The organism is Clostridium sp. ATCC BAA-442 (genome assembly GCF_964239415.1).
Classification (GTDB): Bacteria; Bacillota; Clostridia; order Oscillospirales; family Oscillospiraceae; genus Flavonifractor; species Flavonifractor plautii.
This window is the reverse complement of sequence record NZ_CAXSQB010000026.1, coordinates 1-15,495: the sequence shown is the minus strand read 5'-3', so window position 1 is coordinate 15,495 and position 15,495 is coordinate 1. Positions and strand designations below refer to the sequence as shown.

Genomic DNA, 15,495 nt, shown 5'->3' with positions numbered 1-15,495 from the left:
GCGCTCCTCCTAAACCTGCTCCACGGTGCCGTCGGCATACACCCGGCAGACAGCTCTTCTTCCCGGCCAGCAGTTGATGTTGACGGCTACCGGGAGCCACGGATTGTGGGCGCCGGAGTATTCGATATTTACCGCCAACACGGTGGTATCGCCTCCCATGCCCATGACGCCAATCTGGCTGAGGTTGATGGCCTCCTCCAGTTCCTTTTCCAACTGGGCATATTCCTCTTTGGGGTTGCGCACGTTAATGGGCCGCAGGGAGGCCAGGGTGGCCCGGTGTGTCACCTCGGCGGCAGTTCCGCCCACACCCACGCCGATGATCTCCGGAGGGCAGGGGTTGGAGCCGGCGCGCAGCACGGAGTCCACCACAAACTTCTTGATGCCCTCGGCGCCGGCGGAGGGCGGGAGAACCGTCATGGTGCTCCACATACCGCTGCCCGCACCCTTGGGTGCCGCCATGATCTCCATATAGTCCAGCCCGGGCTCCAGCTCAAAGTGCAGGATAGGCATGTTTTCCCCGGTATTGTCGCCCCGCTCCTCCCGGGTCAGGGGATCTACCACCATGGAGCGCATGGGAAATTCCTTCAGCGTCATCTCCCGCAGGGCCTCATCAAAGGCGTCCCTGAAGCTATCCTGATAGGGGAAGCCCAGGGATGTACGGATGTAGAAGGTGGGGACGCCGGTATCCTGGCAGATCACAGTGCCGTTGCGGGTAGCGATCTGTGCGTTTTCGATGATGATGTCCAGGTACTGCCTGGCCCGCTCATTCCGCTCTGTATCCCGGGCATTCTGGAGGCCCTCCAGGATGTCCGGCTGGATTTCGGTCAACGAGCGGATCCAGACAGCCTTAATGGCATGCTTCAGGCTCTCCTTGTCAATCATTTGGCTCATTTCTTCTATCCCTCCTCTGTCATAGCTTCTGAACCGTCTCATAGGCGCCCCAGATCACATGCAGCAGGTTACCCACAGTGGTGCAGTCCCCCACAAAGTAGGTCTCGGCCTCCGGCAGGGCTGCCTCCAACGGGGCAGGTTTGTACCCGATGGACAGGATCACCTGCTCTGCAGGGAGCGCAACCTCCTTACCGTCCACGGTGATATCCACACCGTCTGGCCGGATAGCCCTGGCGGCAGCGCCGGTATACACCTTCACTTGGTGGAATTTCAGCAGGTCCCTCAGCATATCAGAGTTCACCTTGCACAGCCCAAGTACATTCATGATGTCCTCCTGGGCTTCCACTACGGAGACCTGCCCGCCCTGCTTGGCGATGGAATAGGCCACCTCACAACCGGTCAGGCCTCCGCCGATGACCACAGTGTGTTTACAGGGCCGCTGATCACCTACCAGGTTGTCCTTGGCGTCCATCACATTGGCGCCGTCGGTGCCCGGGATGGGCAGCGTCTTGTTCACCGCGCCGCTGGCCACGATCACCACGTCCGGGCGCTTCTCCCGGAGCAGTTCCTCCGTCACCTCGGTGTTCAGATGAACCGGGATGTTCAAATCCCGCAGCTGCTTCTCATACCACTTCAGGAGCTTGCGGTCGTCCTCCTTGAAGTCCATGGAGGCGGCGGGGACAAAAGCCCCGCCCAGACCCCCGGTCTTTTCATACAGCTCCACCGGCAGGCCGCGCAGGGCACACAGCCGGGCGGCCTCCATACCGCCGATGCCGCCGCCCACCACCAGGACGTTCTTTTTCCTCTCCGCAGGCTGGATGAAGTATTTGCCCTCCTGGAGGCATTCGGGATTCAGCGCACAGGATACATTTTTCCCGTTGGTCAACCGGCCAAAGCAGCCGTTGTGGCAGCCGATGCAGGGGCGGATATCCTCCACGCGGCCCTCCCGCACCTTGGCGGCCCAGTCGTTGTCCGCCAGGAAGGGCCGGGCCATGGCTACGGCATCCACCGCGCCGCTGACCACCGCCTGCAGGGCCACGTCCGGGTTGCCCATCTTGCCGGAGACCATCACAGGGATCTTGCAGAAGTTGCGGATGTAGGCCGACTCAGGCAGGTTGCAGGCATCGGGCATATACGTGGGGGGGTGGCACCAGTGCCAGGAGTCATAGGTGCCGTTGTCGGTGTCCAAGGCGTCCACCCCGGCGGCCTCCCGCCGCCGCACCACGGAGAGGCTCTCCTCCAGGCTGCGGCCCCACTCGGTATAATCCTCGCCGGGGAGCACGCTCTGATTGAAGCCCGCCGTCTTGCTGGCCACGCTATAACGCATGAGCACGGGGAAATCCTCGCCGCAGGCCTCCTTGATGCCGCGGACCATCTCAATGGAGATGCGCAGCCGGTTGTCCAGGCTCCCGCCGTACTCGTCTGTGCGGTGGTTGTAATTGGCGATGGCAAACTGATCCAGCAGATAGCCCTCGTGGATGGCGTGGATCTCCACGCCGTCGCACCCGGCCTCCTTGGCCAGCACCGCGCTGTTGATCATCACATCCACCAGCTTATGGATCTCGTCCTTGGTCATGGCCCGGTGCTTCAGCTCGGGCTTAAACACGTTGGGCAGCTCGCTGGGTGCGATCATCGCCCGCTCGTAGTTGAAATATGGAAGGGGCAGGCCGCAATTGGCCCGCAGGCCCCGCCCCATACCCGCGCCCAGCTGCATCACCAGCTTGGAGTCGGTCTCCTCGTGGAACTGGGCCATGAAATCCTTCAGAGGGCCGTGGAAGGCGTCCTTGTCCTCATCCAGCCAGCCGGGCCTGCCCCACTTGTCCGCCAGGATGGAGAGCCCCGGGATGACCAGCCCCGCGCCGCCCTTGGCGCAGCGCAGGAAGAATTGCTTTCCGGTCTCATTGAACTTCCCGTCGCTGATCAGGGCGGTGCCGCCCATGGCACACAGGACCAGGCGCGTCGGGATGGTCAGTTTACCCACCTGGAACGGTTGAAAAAGTGCGTCGTATTTATGGCTCTGTGCTTGACTCATGTTACATTCCCCCAGCGCAGTTTTTGATCTGAGCCCTACGATTTGGATGCATCAGCTCCATCCGGCCGGCGTCACGCCAGGGCGGCGGTGAACTCGCCCTCCGTTTTGGCTTGGACCTCCTCCAGCGTAGCCCCCGGCATCAGCTCAATAAGATACATTTTGCCATCCTCAAAGCGGAACACCGCCAGCTCCGTAATCACCATATCCACCCGGCGTTTGGACGTCAAGGGGTATGTGCACTCCTTCAGGATCTTGGCCTCCCCCGTCTTGGTGGTGTGGGTCATGGTACAGATGATCCGCCCGGCACCCTCCAGCAGGTCCATAGCGCCTCCTACGCCCATGATGTCCTGGCCCGGCACAGACCAGTTGGCGATGCGTCCGGTCTGATCCACCTGGAGCACGCCCAGGACCGCCGCCCCCACATGGCCGCCGCGGATCATAGCGAAGGATTCCGCACTGTTGAAGTAGGAGGAGCCAGGCGTTTCCGACACCGGCTTCTTTCCGGAGTTTACCAGGTTGGGATCCCAATTCACCGGATCTGCAGGGCCGATGCCCAGCATCCCGTTCTCCGTGTGCATGTACACCTGATCGTCATGAATGTACTTGGGGATCAGGTTGGGGATCCCGATGCCCAGGTTGGCTACCAGCGGGCCCTTCAGCTCCTGCGCCGCCCGCTTGGCGATCATCTCCTGCATTTCCTGCTTATCCACGGTCTACAATGCCCTCCTTCGTCAGTACGATGCCCGCCTTCACCACGGCATCCACATATAGGTGCGGGGTCACAATACTCTCCGGATCCAGTTCCCCCGCCTCCACGATCTCATCCACCTCGGCGATCACATAGTCTGCCGCCGTGGCCATTACGGGGTTGAAGTTCCTGGCCGTCTTGTAGTAGACCAGATTCCCCAGGGCATCAGCTTTATATGCCCGGATCAGCGCCACATTCCCACGCAGCCCGCGCTCAAGCACATACTCCCGGCCGTCGAAAGACCTGCTCTCCTTATTCTCCGCCAGCTTGGTGCCGCTGCTGGTGGAGGTGTAGAACGCAGGTATCCCTGCACCACCGGCCCGGAGCCGCTCCGCCAGCGTGCCCTGGGGAACCAGCTCCAGCTCCAGTTCCCCCCGCTTGTAGGCCTCGCCCACATCCCGGTTGCTGGTGAAGTAGGAGCCGATACCCCTGCCGATCTTCTCCTGGTTCAGGAGCTTACCCAGGCCCTTCCCGGACTCCCCCAAGTTGTTGCTCACAATGGTCAGATCCTTCACATCCGTCTGTGTGAGCCCCTCGATGAGTGTCAGCGGAGAGCCAATCAGGCCAAAGCCGCCCACCAGGATCACATCGCCGTCCTTCACGACCTTCAGGGCCTCTGCCACCGAACCCTTATATTTTTTCATCATCTGCATATCCCTTACTTCTTCTCAGATTGATACGGTGCAAACTGGGCCACCGTGGATTTCAGTGCTTTGGCGAAAATACCGGTATCTGAACTGTACATGATATATCTGGCCCCGTGCTGGATGTACATCTCCAGGTCCTGGGGATTGGTCACGTTGATGCCGCCGGCCTTGCCGTATTTCTCCGCAGCCTCAAGAACCTTGCAGGCGACCTCCACAATCCGGGGATCCTTGGACTTGCCTGGGATACCCAGAGACTGACTCATGTCAGCCGGACCCACAAACACCACGTCAATATCGGGGATCTGGCAAATCTCATCAATCTTTTCCGCCATCTCCTTGTTTTCAATGTGTACCACCACCAGGCTGCGCTCATTGGCCGCCTCCACATAGGGCTGTTCGGCCTCGTTCCAGAAGCCGAAGCGGCTGCTCCGTGTGCCCCGGGAAAGGCCCCGGGTGCCCAAAGGATAGTATTTGCAGGCCGCTGCGCTGCGCTTGAACTGCTCCACAGTTTTGAGATCGGGGATCTGTACGCCCTCCGCGCCGGAGTCCAGGGCGTGGAGAATGTGTTCCTCTGCATCAGAGGCCACCCGCACCACCGTGGACATGCCGGTGCTGTCGGCGCAGCGCACGATGTTCTCCACGCTTTCGCTGCTGATGGCGCCGTGCTCACAGTCGATGACGATGAAGTCCATCCCGGCCCAGCCCAGCATCTCTGTGGCAATGGGGCTGTTGAGTTTATAGAAAGTGCCAAATACCGTCTCGTGGTTTTTCAGCCGCTGCTTCAACGTCTCACCCATTGTGATCTCCTCCTGTCTGTCCATTCTTGGCCTGGTCAATGCCGATCAGCCAGGCCGGGTTGTCGTGCATCATGACCTTCAGCTGCTCCTCTGTGGCGCCGCACTTCTCCATCAGCAGTCCGGCAAACTTCTGCAGGCCCTCAGTGAGGGGCACGTTGGACGCCTGGCCCATGTCAGAGTCCACCACGATGCGCTGGTAGCCCACCCGGTTGTATACCTCCTTGGCGATGTCGAAGGGGAGGTGGTGGGAAGCGGGGACTACGTCGTCAAATACCACGGCGTTGAGCTCGATCATCGCCCCCTGGTCGGCCCAGCGAACCATGTCGTCGATGGTGGCGTCAATGTTGAAGAAGGGATGGTTCACCAGGATCTTCTGCAGGCCCAGCTCCACCGCCTTATCAATGAGTTTGTTGATCTCCGCCACGGTGCCGTGGCCGGTACCCAGCGTGACCTCCGGATAGTTCTGAGCCAGGAACTCCAGGACCTGGACTACCTCCGGCTTCAATTCGCCCTGCTCATCCAGGTAGTAAATCGGCTTCTCCTGGATCTTCAGTTCGCCGGCGCCTACAAATTTCTTCTTGGTGTGGTGGTTGATGTGATTCAGAGCGGAGATGGTGGGCATGAATACGATCTTAGCCCCCATCGCACAAGCTGCATCTACCGCATAGATGTTGATGCCGCCCACCGCGTTGTTCAGCACGATACATCCGAATGCCTCGCAGCTCCCGTTGCCCAGGAATTTGGTGACCATATCGGTGCCCATAATGGTGGGGAAATAGTGATCCTTGGAGACAAAGCCCCGGTAACCTATCTTCTGCGCATCCAGCAGCATGTCGCCCGCGTCTACCCGCCGCTTGGCTACCGAGGGCCCCGCATGTACATGGATATCCACTACGTTCTTCATGTCAAAACTCATTTCCAGATACCTCCCATCACTATCTTGACCCGTCTTCTCAGACGGTCTCCAAAACCGCGGCCATTCCCATGCCGCCGGCCACGCAAAGCGTAGCCAGTCCCAGGCGCATGCCCCGCCTGCGCATCTCGTGGAGCAGAGTCGCCATGATCCTGCTGCCGGAGGAACCGATGGGGTGACCCAGGGAAATGGCGCCGCCGTTGACATTGATCCGATCCATCCGGTTCTCCAGGCCCATCTCCCGGATGCAGGCCACGGACTGGGCGGCAAACGCCTCATTCAGCTCGATGAGCTCCATGTCCGCCAGAGAGAGCCCCGTCTGTTCCATGACCTTCTCTACCGCAAAGACCGGGCCCATGCCCATGTATCTGGGGTCCACACCCGCTTCTGCGATCCCCCGGATCCGGGCAAGGACCGGCAGCCCCCGGTGTCTGGCATAGCTCTCACTGGCCAGCATCAGGGCCGAGGCTCCATCGTTCCGGCCGGAGGAATTGCCCGCCGTCACCGTGCCCCCATCCCAGAAGGCGGGCTTCAGTCCGGCCAACTGTTCCATGCTGGTCTCCCGGGGAAACTCATCCGTATCGAATACAACCGGCGGCTTTTTCCGCCCCTGCGGCACGGTCAGGGGAATGATCTCATCCCGGAAACGCCCCTCCCGGATGGCATCCGCCGCCTTCTGCTGGGAGGCCAGTGCGAACCGATCCTGATTCTCCCGGCTGATATGATATTTCTCCGCCACATTTTCCGCCGTGATCCCCATGTTGAATCGGCCATAGAGATCTGCCGGCTGAGAGCAGAACTGCGCCTCCGTCAGCGAATCCTTCAGCTCGGCATTCCCTGTGCCAACGCCCCACCGGGCGGTGGAGAGATAAAAGTGGGCGTTGGTCATGCTCTCCGCGCCTCCGGCCAGGACAACTTTGTTCCCCCCCAGCAGGATGGAGTACATCCCATCCCGCACAGCCAGCATGCCGGATGCACAGGCGCACATAACGGTGTTCCCAGGCACTTCCTCCGGGATCCCGGCTTTCAGCGCCGCATAGCGGGCCAGATTGGAGAAGTCCGAGGTCTGGCGGCATTGGCCGAAGTCCACCTCATCGATCTCATCTGGGGATATGCCGGAGCGCTCCACGCTGGCCTTCATGACCGCTACAGCCAGATCCGCCGCCGTCAGAGGCTTCAGCGTACCGCCATATTTCCCCACCGCGGTTCTGCAAGCATCTACAATTACAACTGACTCCATAGTTCCCTCCTTGATTTTACATCTCCAACCCAGATACATACAATTTTTTAAAATGAAATGACAATCTCTTGTGTATTCTGACATCTTTTCTGGTATGTTCAAAGTTTAACATTCTATTATTTTCTTTACAAATGAATAATTTTGTGATAACTTATCTATATCTTCGATATTTTATTAGCCAGAGGAGTGAGTTAGCATATGGCCCTGACCCGAGAAGCTATCGAGAGTTTTCTGGCCGTCGTGCGGCTGCAGTCCGTCTCAGACGCCGCAGATTCCCTTTTTGTCTCTCAGTCTACGGTGAGCCATCGGCTCCAGGTGCTGGAGGCTGAGCTGAAAACCAAGCTGTTCTATCGGCAGCGGGGCTTCAAGCACTTGTCCTTAACGGAGAGCGGAAAGAATTTCATCCCACTGGCCAACCAGTGGCTAGAACTGGACCGATCCATTCACCAGTCCCTTGCCGCTTCTGCTTCCGGGAAAATCGTCATCGGCAGTATGGACAGCATCAATCAATATCTGCTCCGTGATATTTTCCGCCGTATTAAGGTGGAAAACCCACGTATGAATATTGAGTTTGTGTCTTATCACTCCCAAGAGATCTACTCCCGGCTTACCGCCGGATATATGGACATCGGTTTTGCCTTCAACCCGATCCATTACGAGATCGACGCTCTGCCTGTTTTCCGGGAGCCGCTGTACATGATCTCCATCGCCGGGAGCGCCTACCCGTCGGGGCCCATCCACCCCCGTGATCTGGATAAACAGAACCAGGTTCTCTTTCGTTGGAATCCGGATATCCTGGCCTGGAATCACGAGTGGTGGCCCGAGTCGGAAGCCCCTTATGTACAGGTGGACTCCACAGCCCTGCTGACCACTTTTCTGACAGACCCCCTCCACTGGGCCGTCTGCCCGGCCTCTGTAGCAGGCTACTTGTCCTCCCATGGTCTTGTGGAGATCCACCAGTTTGAAATTGCCACACCTCAGCGCATCTGTTATCTGCTGAAAAAGCGGCGTCCTGCCGGTATGCATTCCGAATCTGTCGACCAGTTTATCGACCTGTTTTACCGGCTTCTCCCCACCCATCCATGGCGGTATGAATAACTCCATTTCCAAGTGGAGATGACAAAACCACCGGCCTGTAGGCCGGTGGTTTTGTCATCAGAAGTGGGGAGGTTGGGAATTATGCTCCGGTATGGATCTTCCCGTTCTTTAGCGGACCTCTTTGCTCTCTTCCCGATCCGCGGTGCGCTTAGGGAAGAAAATATCCATGTTATAAACGGGCCTGTCATAGGGGTTCTCGATCCAGTGCATGGCGCCTGCGGGGATGGTCATGAAGCACAGCCCGCCGTCTTTGTCCAGATCCGCGTCGAAGGTATATACCTCGTCGTCCACATGGAAGTCGCACTTCCCCTTCAGAATCGCCACAGTCTGCTCGTAGTCGTGCTTGTGGGGCCCCGGTACATGGCCCGGCTGGATGACGCCCATACTGATGGTGTAGTGGCTACTGCCCTGGTAGACCTTGCGCTTCACGGTGGGCTTCGGGTTAAACCAGTCGCACTTGCCCCAATCCAGATATCTTACCTCGCTCATCGTCTGTTCCTCCTTTGAAGATTTTCCATCTTGGTTGTTGGAAGTCTTACACTTGCCATGCTTCTTTCTACGTTTATGATTGTAGCACTTTCCAACATATTATGCTAATGAATTTCTTGTTCTAACTTATTAAACATATAGATATTTACTTTTATGTCGTCACCAGATCGCTCTATATTTCCCCATACACATCCTGTAGCTCTGCTTTGAGAACCTGATCCTTCTGCAAATCTGCACCGTATTAAATCAATAGAGCCTGGGCCGGCCACCATTGGCCAGTCCAGGCTCCTTCCTTCTCAAGATTGTTTCAGCCACGCCTGGAACTCCTCCAGGGTCAGCTCGCCCCGCTCACAGGCGTCCTTCTTCTCCCGAGCCCTGGCGCTCCACTCGTAAAACACCGCCGGGTCGATCCGCTTTGCCTTGATCCAGGCAAAGCGTTTTTTGTACTCCCTGCGGTAGATCTTGAAGATCTCATCCTCACTCTTGTTTTTGTTCCAGAGGGCAATGGCGCCGATCTCCTTGCAGGTGCGGCCTTTGCTGTCCCGGGTCACTTCACAGTACTCGGCATTCGTCCTCCCAGTGAGGGCGAACCAGCGGCCACAGTTCTTGCACACCCGCATTTCGATTTCCTGCTTGATACATTTCCGTACGCTGAAGTCGATGAGGTCATAGATGCTCCTGGGGTGCAAAACTTCCGTAAAGCCATGGCCCTCCACCCGCTTAAAGTCCACAAGCTGGGGGCGGAAGTGGAATACCTTCAGCGGTTCCCGCTTCTCCCGGGCGTAATAGTCCTCCAACTTCTGCTCCAGAGAGCCCTTGCGCCCGTCTATATCCAGCGCCTTCTGGATCAGGCCCAGCACCTGGTTCTGTATGGCGTAGATGCTGCTAGGGACGTGGGTAATCTCCTTGTGTGGCAGCAGATCAAGGATATTCTCGTAGTTCCGCCTCTGCGCCTCCCGGAGCCGCGCCCGCCACTCCAGCCGGAGCAGTTGGAAGTAAATATGGCTCTCCGCCAGCTCGTCCAGCAGTGGAAGGAGTTGCCGGGCACAGTTCTCCTCCCTGGTACGGTACAGTTCCATCAGCAGTTTGTCAAACTGCTTGATCTGTCCGTCATAGGCCCAGATGTCCAGATACAGCAACCGCAGCAGGCTTTCCGGGAACGGAAAGTCTTTTTTTGTGTACTGTGCACGGCTATCTTCCGTCTCTCCATAGAGAAAATATTCTCTGCCGTCAGCAAGATAGGTCTTGAATACATAGTCCGGCATGGTAGGTCACCTCAGATAGACTGATTGTTATATACAATTATCAATTAGACTTGACAGTGGATGTAAAGTCTGTTATACTGCGCTTAGTCCAATTAAAATTGTCCTATTTTAGCTAGTCTATATCGCAAAGAGGAAAAAGTCAACCACGGGTTTTCCATATGGCCGGCGGCAAAGAGAAGTATCCACAACAGCTGCGGCGGAGTGCCTACTCCGCCGGGAAAGGGAACAGGTAAACATTGCGTTTCCAGGAATGGAACAAACAGGCGAAACTCACACACTTCTTCTCACTCCCCAATGAAATTTTTCTGCTGGGGCTGGCGCATGGGGCGCTGGCGGTCTACTGCTATCTGAAGTATTTGGAGAATCGGAAGACCCATCAGTGCTGGCCCAGCTACCGGAACATCGGGAAAGCAGTGGGCATGAGTGAGAACACGGTGCGCAAGTATGTGGTGATGCTGGAGGGACGGGGACTCATCACGACAGCGTACACCACCATGCGTGCAAAAGACGGGCGGCCCATGAACGGACATCTGATATACACCATCTGTCCGTTCCACGAGGTGGTCGATGCCTGCTACCGAACTCAGATGGAAGATCTGGAACTGCAAAACCAGCGGGTACACGCGGCGGTGCTGCCCTCTAAGAAGGAGGTGCCTGCACAGTGATCACATCAGAGTACAAGAGCTATGACGAACTGCCGCTGTTCCTCAACGCGAAGCTGGTGGCACAGGTGCTGGGCGTGTCCCCATCCAGCGGATATGAGCTGATGCACGAGCCGGGCTTCCCGGTGCTGAAGGTGGGCAGCCGGATGGTCGTGCCAAAGGAGCAGTTCATCCGCTGGATCCAGGAGCACACGGGGAATGGCCACGGTGCCCCGCTGTAAGCCCTGTGTGCCTCGATCAGGAGAGGGGTAGGCTCCCACCCCTTTTGCGCCTTTTGAGGGGTGGTCGGGGAACGAGGATTTACCCGCCCTTGGGTGGGGCAAGCAGAGCATTTGGCTTGCCGCGAGCGGCCGCCAAACGCATTTTTGCGGGCAGAAGCCCGCACCCACTTTCCCGCCGGGAGCCGCCCCACGGGGCTAATTGATAACAATCTGATAACAGTGGCCGGTCCCACTGGCTATCCACGAAAAGATCTGGTATGGTGTGCTTCCCAGCGATGGGGACACGCCATACCAGATCTTTTTACGGAGGTGAGCTTCATGGCAGAGAGGACAAGAAGCCAGGTAGTGGCCTTCCGGGTGACCAAAGCGGAACGGCAGCAAATTAACACGAAGGTGAGCAGATCCGGGCTGAGCCAGCAGGCATACCTGCTCCGGGCCGCACTGGAGGAACCCATCTGCGTGGTGGAGGAGCTCAGGCCCGTCCTGGCGGAGCTGCGGGGCTGGGGCCGGAACCAGTTGACGATGCTGGCCCACAGCGGCCGGGTGCAGACGGTGTACCTGCAAGAGCTCACTGCGGCATTGACCAAGACCTACGAGGCGGTGAACCGCCTGCTGGCAGAGAAATACGGGGTGATCTCCTGTGGCGACGTGCAGCCTCATCCGGGAACATAAGCAGACCGCCGGTGCCATGGGCCGGGTGCTCCGCTACGTCTCTCAGGAGAAAAAGGCGGTGGATCTGGATGGGCGGAAGTATCTTTCCGGCGTCAACTGCGGGGCGGAGGTGGCGCAGCAGAGCCTCATGGCCACCAAGAATCTGTACGGCAAGGCCAGCGGCACGTTCTTCTACCACTACGTCCAGTCTTTCTCTCCGCAGGAAAACGTGACTCCGGCACAAGCCCACCAGATCGCCCTGGAGCTGGCGGAGTTATTCTTCCCCGGCTGCGAGGTTCTGGTGGCCACCCACGTGGATGCGGAACACTCCCACTCCCACTTCGTGGTCAACTCCGTCCACCCGGACACCGGAAAGAAACTCCACTTCACGCCCAAAACTCTGGAGCAGATGCGGGCGGTCAGCGACCAGCTCTGTCTGGAGCATGGCCTGTCCACCCTCAAGCCGTATCAGCAGAACCGGCGCACCAAGGGGCTCCGCACCAGGGAATATCGGGCCGCAGTGCGGGGAGAGAGCTGGAAGTTCCGGCTCATTACCACCGTGGAGGCGGTCATGGAGCTGGCCGGCAGCCGGGAGGAATTCATCCGGGAGATGGAGCGTCGGGGCTACCGGGTGCACTGGGAGGAAGGCCGCAAGAACATTACCTATACCACCCCCACCGGGATGAGATGCCGGGATGACTGGCTGCACGAGGAAGAATTCAGGAAGGAGAAGATGGAACATGAATTCCGAATCCGGCAGCATGCAGCGCAACAGCGCACTGGATCTATTATCTATTGAAGCAGAGGCAGAGGATGACGGCCGGGCCACCCACCTTGATGGATCAGCAGCCCCACGTCCTCTACACCATGCCTCCTCAGACGGTGGAGCGGCTGGAGGACGTCCTGCGGAAAACCCTGGCGCTCCAGGAGACGATCCGGGCCAGTATGGACACCTTGGCCACCAGAGAGGACTTGGAGCCGCTGGCCACAGGCCAGCAGCTGGTAGATTGGCTGGAGCAGGCCGACAAGACCCATCAGGGGATCTGCCAGGAGCTACACTGGACGCTCTTGGAAATGAGAGAACAACAGAAACAGGATGGAAATTGGCACGAAGAATTTATGAGGCAGCTCTCCGAGCAGGCCAGGGAGTTCCGAGGGGATGGCTACGAGCTGATGAAAACCTTCCAGAGATGGGCGGCCCGCACCATCCTGAGTTCCGCGGCGGCGGCCCTGGTGATCAGCATTCTGATCTGCAGGCTTCTGATGTGACCGAGGACGTCCTCCGCCTGCTGGCCAGGCTGGAGGGCAACACTGGGGAGGAAGTCATAGACGCCACCGTGCGCCGTCAACACCGCGACCGGAAGGCTCTGGCCAGAGAGCAGAGGAAGAAAATCGCCCTGGGCCACAAGGCCGCCGACCACGAACAAGGGCAACAGATGGGTTGACAGAGGTTCCAGTCTCCGCACCAAAATCCGGTGCGGAGACTGGAGTTCTTCCTATAGGAGGCCCCTCAAATTCTGCGCCGCTATAAAATTTTATTGAGGCCGCCCTTGTCAAAGCTGAGCCCCCGGGCAAATTGATAACAGTTTGATAACTCTGGCCGCTTGGTATGGCTATCCACAGGAAGGTGTGGTATGTTGTGTTGCTGCAAAGGAGGCGATCATCATGACAAAGAAACGGGCCAACGGCGAGGGTAACATCCGAAAGCGCAAAGATGGGCGGTGAGAGGGGCGGTATACCGCCGGGTACGATGCCAAGGCTGGGAAGCGGATCATCCGGAATGTGTTGGGCAAAACCCAGGCGGAGGTCAAAGAAAAACTCAAGGAGGCATTGGAGGAGATCAAGGGTGTTGACATAACCCGCTCTGGGGACTACACCGTGGCCACCTGGCTGCGAACCTGGCATGAGCTTTACGCCAAACCCAACGTGCGGACAGCCACGGCCAACCGCTACGAGTTGATCATTGAGCACTATACCATCCCCCGCATCGGGAGCATTAAGCTGAATAAACTGACCACCCGGCACCTGCAGAAACTCTACAAAGAGTTATTGGAGAGCGGCAGAATACACATCGGAAAGAACCAGGACAAGGGGCTGAGCACCACCACCGTCCGCGGTGTCCACCTGATGCTCCACTGTGCCCTGGACAGGGCTGTGAAGGGGCGGCTGATCCCCCGAAACCCCAGCGAGGACTGTATTGTGCCCAAGCCCCGGAAACTGGACATGAAGATCCTGCCGCCGGAGCACATCCACGCCTACCTGGAGGCCGCCCAAGCGCGAGGGCTCATGCCCATGTTCTATCTGGAATTGGCCAGCGGCCTACGGAAGGGGGAACTGGTAGCCCTGCGGTGGGTGGATGTAGACACCCAAGGCAGAACCATCTCGGTGAGCAGGCAGTACGTTCGCAACCCAGAGGATTCCCTGGAACTGACCCGGCCCAAGACGGAGAACTCTGTCCGGCTGGTGTCCATCCCCCAAGCGGCAGTGGAGCTGCTGATTCAGGAGCACGAGAAGCACCCGGACAGCCCGTATCTGTTCCCCTCTCCCCTCACCAGCGAGATGTACCACCCGGACTCGGTAGTCAACCTACATAAGAAGATCCTGAAGGACGCCGGACTGGAGCATATCAGGTTCCATGATCTCCGTCACACCTTCGCCACCACAGCCCTCCAGAACGGCGTGGACGTCAAAACCGTGTCCTCCATGCCGGGGCACTACGATGCCGGGTTCACCCTGCGCACCTACACCCACGCCACGCGGCAGAAGCAGGACGAGGCCGCCCAGACTATGGGCAGCGTCCTGGGACAGGTTATATAACCGTTTGAGTAGCCGCAAAAACCGGACGGGAAGACAGATCTTCCCGTCCGGTGCTCTTTTGTCCTTTCCGGCCGTTTCGGCGTGTGTGTCACGGTGTGGGTCAGGATTTTTGACCCGCACCGTAAAACAACTTTTTGCAACAAAAAACCCCCAAAAACCAAGGTTTTCGGGGGTTTTTGGAGCTGCTATCCGGATTTGAACCGGAGACCTCATCCTTACCAAGGATGTGCTCTACCTACTGAGCTACAGCAGCAAATGGCGACGCGGAAGGGACTTGAACCCTCGACCTCCGGCGTGACAGGCCGGCGTTCTAACCAACTGAACTACCGCGCCATCTTTCTATCAAAAGACAGCGGTCGCTGTAATTTGTCATGGCAGGGGCAGAAGGATTCGAACCCTCGGCACTCGGTTTTGGAGACCGATGCTCTACCAGCTGAGCTATACCCCTAAATGGTGGGCCTTCACGGGCTCGAACCGTGGACCGACCGGTTATGAGCCGGCTGCTCTAACCAACTGAGCTAAAGGCCCATACCGTTCCACAGCGTTTAAAAAGTAGGCTTGCCGTCACAGCAACTGTGGCGGCAAGCCACATTCTGGCTCCCCCTGTTGGACTCGAACCAACGACCCTGCGGTTAACAGCCGCATGCTCTACCGACTGAGCTAAGGAGGAATATGAAAGGGTCCGGCCTGGTCAGGCCAGACCCTTCTTTTGTGTCGGCGTTACCTATCTTCCCGGTCCGTCTCCAGACAAGTATTTTCGGCGCAGGTGAGCTTAACTTCCGTGTTCGGGATGGGAACGGGTGGACCCTCACCGCAATCAACACCAACTTACTTTCCTTTGAAAAGAAAAGTAAGCAAAAGAAACTCTAACAACTTTCTTCTCCTTACCGTTCTTCTCAACGATAAGTCATTATATTCATTTTCTTCCTCTTTGTCAAGAGAAAAATGATGGTGACCCGTGCGGGAATCGAACCCACGTTTGCGGCGTGAGAGGCCGCCGTCTTAGCCGCTTGACCAACGGGCC

General features: G+C 58.0%; 16 protein-coding genes, 6 tRNA genes, 1 rRNA gene and 1 pseudogene. 8 read left to right on the top strand and 16 right to left on the bottom strand.

The annotated features are described in order from the left end of the window. Positions 1-9: 9 nt before the first annotated feature. The 7 genes from ACESY8_RS11970 to ACESY8_RS11940 all read right to left on the bottom strand — a co-directional run bounded on the left by ACESY8_RS11970 (position 10) and on the right by ACESY8_RS11940 (position 7,268). Entirely contained in the window at positions 10-891 is an 882-nt protein-coding gene (locus ACESY8_RS11970; RefSeq protein ID WP_054338757.1) for a fumarate hydratase, read from the bottom strand. A 19-nt stretch (positions 892-910) separates the two neighbouring features. Next, positions 911-2,923 (bottom strand): oxidoreductase, encoded by a 2,013-nt coding sequence (locus ACESY8_RS11965; RefSeq protein ID WP_498794746.1) that lies wholly within the window; start codon positions 2,921-2,923, stop codon positions 911-913. Positions 2,924-2,994: 71 nt separating this feature from the next. Further along, positions 2,995-3,633 carry a 3-oxoacid CoA-transferase subunit B gene (locus ACESY8_RS11960; RefSeq protein WP_434307826.1) on the bottom strand — a complete coding sequence of 213 codons (639 nt, stop codon included), beginning with the start codon at positions 3,631-3,633 and terminating at the stop codon, positions 2,995-2,997. Then, positions 3,626-4,315, bottom strand: coding sequence for a CoA transferase subunit A (locus tag ACESY8_RS11955; protein WP_054338775.1), 690 nt, complete (start codon positions 4,313-4,315; stop codon positions 3,626-3,628). The genes ACESY8_RS11960 and ACESY8_RS11955 overlap by 8 nt, the downstream gene beginning before the upstream one ends. A gap of 14 nt (positions 4,316-4,329) precedes the next feature. Then, the gene (locus ACESY8_RS11950; RefSeq protein WP_204681695.1) at positions 4,330-5,115 is read right to left on the bottom strand and encodes an HpcH/HpaI aldolase family protein; all 786 of its coding nucleotides are present in this window, start codon (positions 5,113-5,115) and stop codon (positions 4,330-4,332) included. Continuing rightward, positions 5,108-6,031: a DUF6282 family protein gene (locus ACESY8_RS11945; RefSeq protein WP_243427611.1), complete on the bottom strand. Its 924-nt coding sequence runs from the start codon at positions 6,029-6,031 to the stop codon at positions 5,108-5,110. Before ACESY8_RS11945 ends, ACESY8_RS11950 begins: the two co-directional genes overlap by 8 nt. Positions 6,032-6,068: 37 nt before the next feature. Continuing rightward, the gene (locus ACESY8_RS11940) at positions 6,069-7,268 is read right to left on the bottom strand and encodes a thiolase family protein (protein ID WP_054338762.1); all 1,200 of its coding nucleotides are present in this window, start codon (positions 7,266-7,268) and stop codon (positions 6,069-6,071) included. A 198-nt stretch (positions 7,269-7,466) separates the two neighbouring features. Between ACESY8_RS11940 and ACESY8_RS11935 the strand changes: the two genes are divergently transcribed. Beyond that, a complete protein-coding gene (locus ACESY8_RS11935) occupies positions 7,467-8,366 on the top strand; it encodes a LysR family transcriptional regulator (RefSeq protein WP_054338763.1) in 900 nt (299 codons plus the stop codon). A gap of 108 nt (positions 8,367-8,474) precedes the next feature. On the opposite strand, the gene ACESY8_RS11930 is transcribed toward ACESY8_RS11935, so the two are convergent. Both ACESY8_RS11930 and ACESY8_RS11925 read right to left on the bottom strand, forming a co-directional pair. Then, positions 8,475-8,855, bottom strand: coding sequence for a cupin domain-containing protein (locus ACESY8_RS11930; protein WP_054338764.1), 381 nt, complete (start codon positions 8,853-8,855; stop codon positions 8,475-8,477). Between the two features lie 296 nt (positions 8,856-9,151). Further along, the gene (locus tag ACESY8_RS11925) at positions 9,152-10,120 is read right to left on the bottom strand and encodes a DUF6076 domain-containing protein (RefSeq protein ID WP_054338765.1); all 969 of its coding nucleotides are present in this window, start codon (positions 10,118-10,120) and stop codon (positions 9,152-9,154) included. A gap of 236 nt (positions 10,121-10,356) precedes the next feature. Here ACESY8_RS11925 and ACESY8_RS11920 point away from each other — a divergent pair, with 236 nt between their 5' ends. From ACESY8_RS11920 to ACESY8_RS11890, 7 genes and pseudogenes are all read left to right on the top strand, one after another. Beyond that, positions 10,357-10,785 (top strand): helix-turn-helix domain-containing protein, encoded by a 429-nt coding sequence (locus ACESY8_RS11920; RefSeq protein WP_054338766.1) that lies wholly within the window; start codon positions 10,357-10,359, stop codon positions 10,783-10,785. Continuing rightward, positions 10,782-11,003: a helix-turn-helix transcriptional regulator gene (locus tag ACESY8_RS11915; RefSeq protein ID WP_054338767.1), complete on the top strand. Its 222-nt coding sequence runs from the start codon at positions 10,782-10,784 to the stop codon at positions 11,001-11,003. The genes ACESY8_RS11920 and ACESY8_RS11915 overlap by 4 nt, the downstream gene beginning before the upstream one ends. 318 nt (positions 11,004-11,321) lie before the next feature. Further along, positions 11,322-11,675, top strand: a complete 354-nt coding sequence (locus tag ACESY8_RS11910; protein WP_054338768.1) for a plasmid mobilization protein — start codon at positions 11,322-11,324, stop codon at positions 11,673-11,675. Continuing rightward, on the top strand, positions 11,644-12,453 hold the full coding sequence (locus tag ACESY8_RS11905) for a relaxase/mobilization nuclease domain-containing protein (protein ID WP_152970492.1): 810 nt from the start codon (positions 11,644-11,646) through the stop codon (positions 12,451-12,453). The genes ACESY8_RS11910 and ACESY8_RS11905 overlap by 32 nt, the downstream gene beginning before the upstream one ends. A 14-nt stretch (positions 12,454-12,467) precedes the next feature. Further along, positions 12,468-12,923, top strand: a complete 456-nt coding sequence (locus ACESY8_RS11900) for a hypothetical protein (RefSeq protein WP_054338770.1) — start codon at positions 12,468-12,470, stop codon at positions 12,921-12,923. After that, positions 12,920-13,099 (top strand): hypothetical protein, encoded by a 180-nt coding sequence (locus ACESY8_RS11895; protein ID WP_054338771.1) that lies wholly within the window; start codon positions 12,920-12,922, stop codon positions 13,097-13,099. The genes ACESY8_RS11900 and ACESY8_RS11895 overlap by 4 nt, the downstream gene beginning before the upstream one ends. A 220-nt stretch (positions 13,100-13,319) precedes the next feature. Next, a pseudogene (locus ACESY8_RS11890) lies at positions 13,320-14,471 on the top strand (tyrosine-type recombinase/integrase). Between the two features lie 177 nt (positions 14,472-14,648). Here the strand turns inward: ACESY8_RS11890 and ACESY8_RS11885 are convergent. The 7 genes from ACESY8_RS11885 to ACESY8_RS11855 form a co-directional block, all read right to left on the bottom strand. After that, positions 14,649-14,724, bottom strand: a tRNA-Thr gene (locus ACESY8_RS11885). A gap of 3 nt (positions 14,725-14,727) precedes the next feature. Beyond that, positions 14,728-14,804: transfer RNA gene (locus ACESY8_RS11880), tRNA-Asp, on the bottom strand. A gap of 39 nt (positions 14,805-14,843) precedes the next feature. Then, a tRNA-Trp gene (locus ACESY8_RS11875) sits at positions 14,844-14,919 on the bottom strand. Between the two features lie 3 nt (positions 14,920-14,922). Then, positions 14,923-14,999, bottom strand: a tRNA-Ile gene (locus tag ACESY8_RS11870). A 66-nt stretch (positions 15,000-15,065) separates the two neighbouring features. After that, positions 15,066-15,141: transfer RNA gene (locus tag ACESY8_RS11865), tRNA-Asn, on the bottom strand. A 42-nt stretch (positions 15,142-15,183) separates the two neighbouring features. Further along, positions 15,184-15,299 (bottom strand): 5S ribosomal RNA (gene rrf, locus ACESY8_RS11860). A 121-nt stretch (positions 15,300-15,420) separates the two neighbouring features. Continuing rightward, a tRNA-Glu gene (locus ACESY8_RS11855) sits at positions 15,421-15,495 on the bottom strand.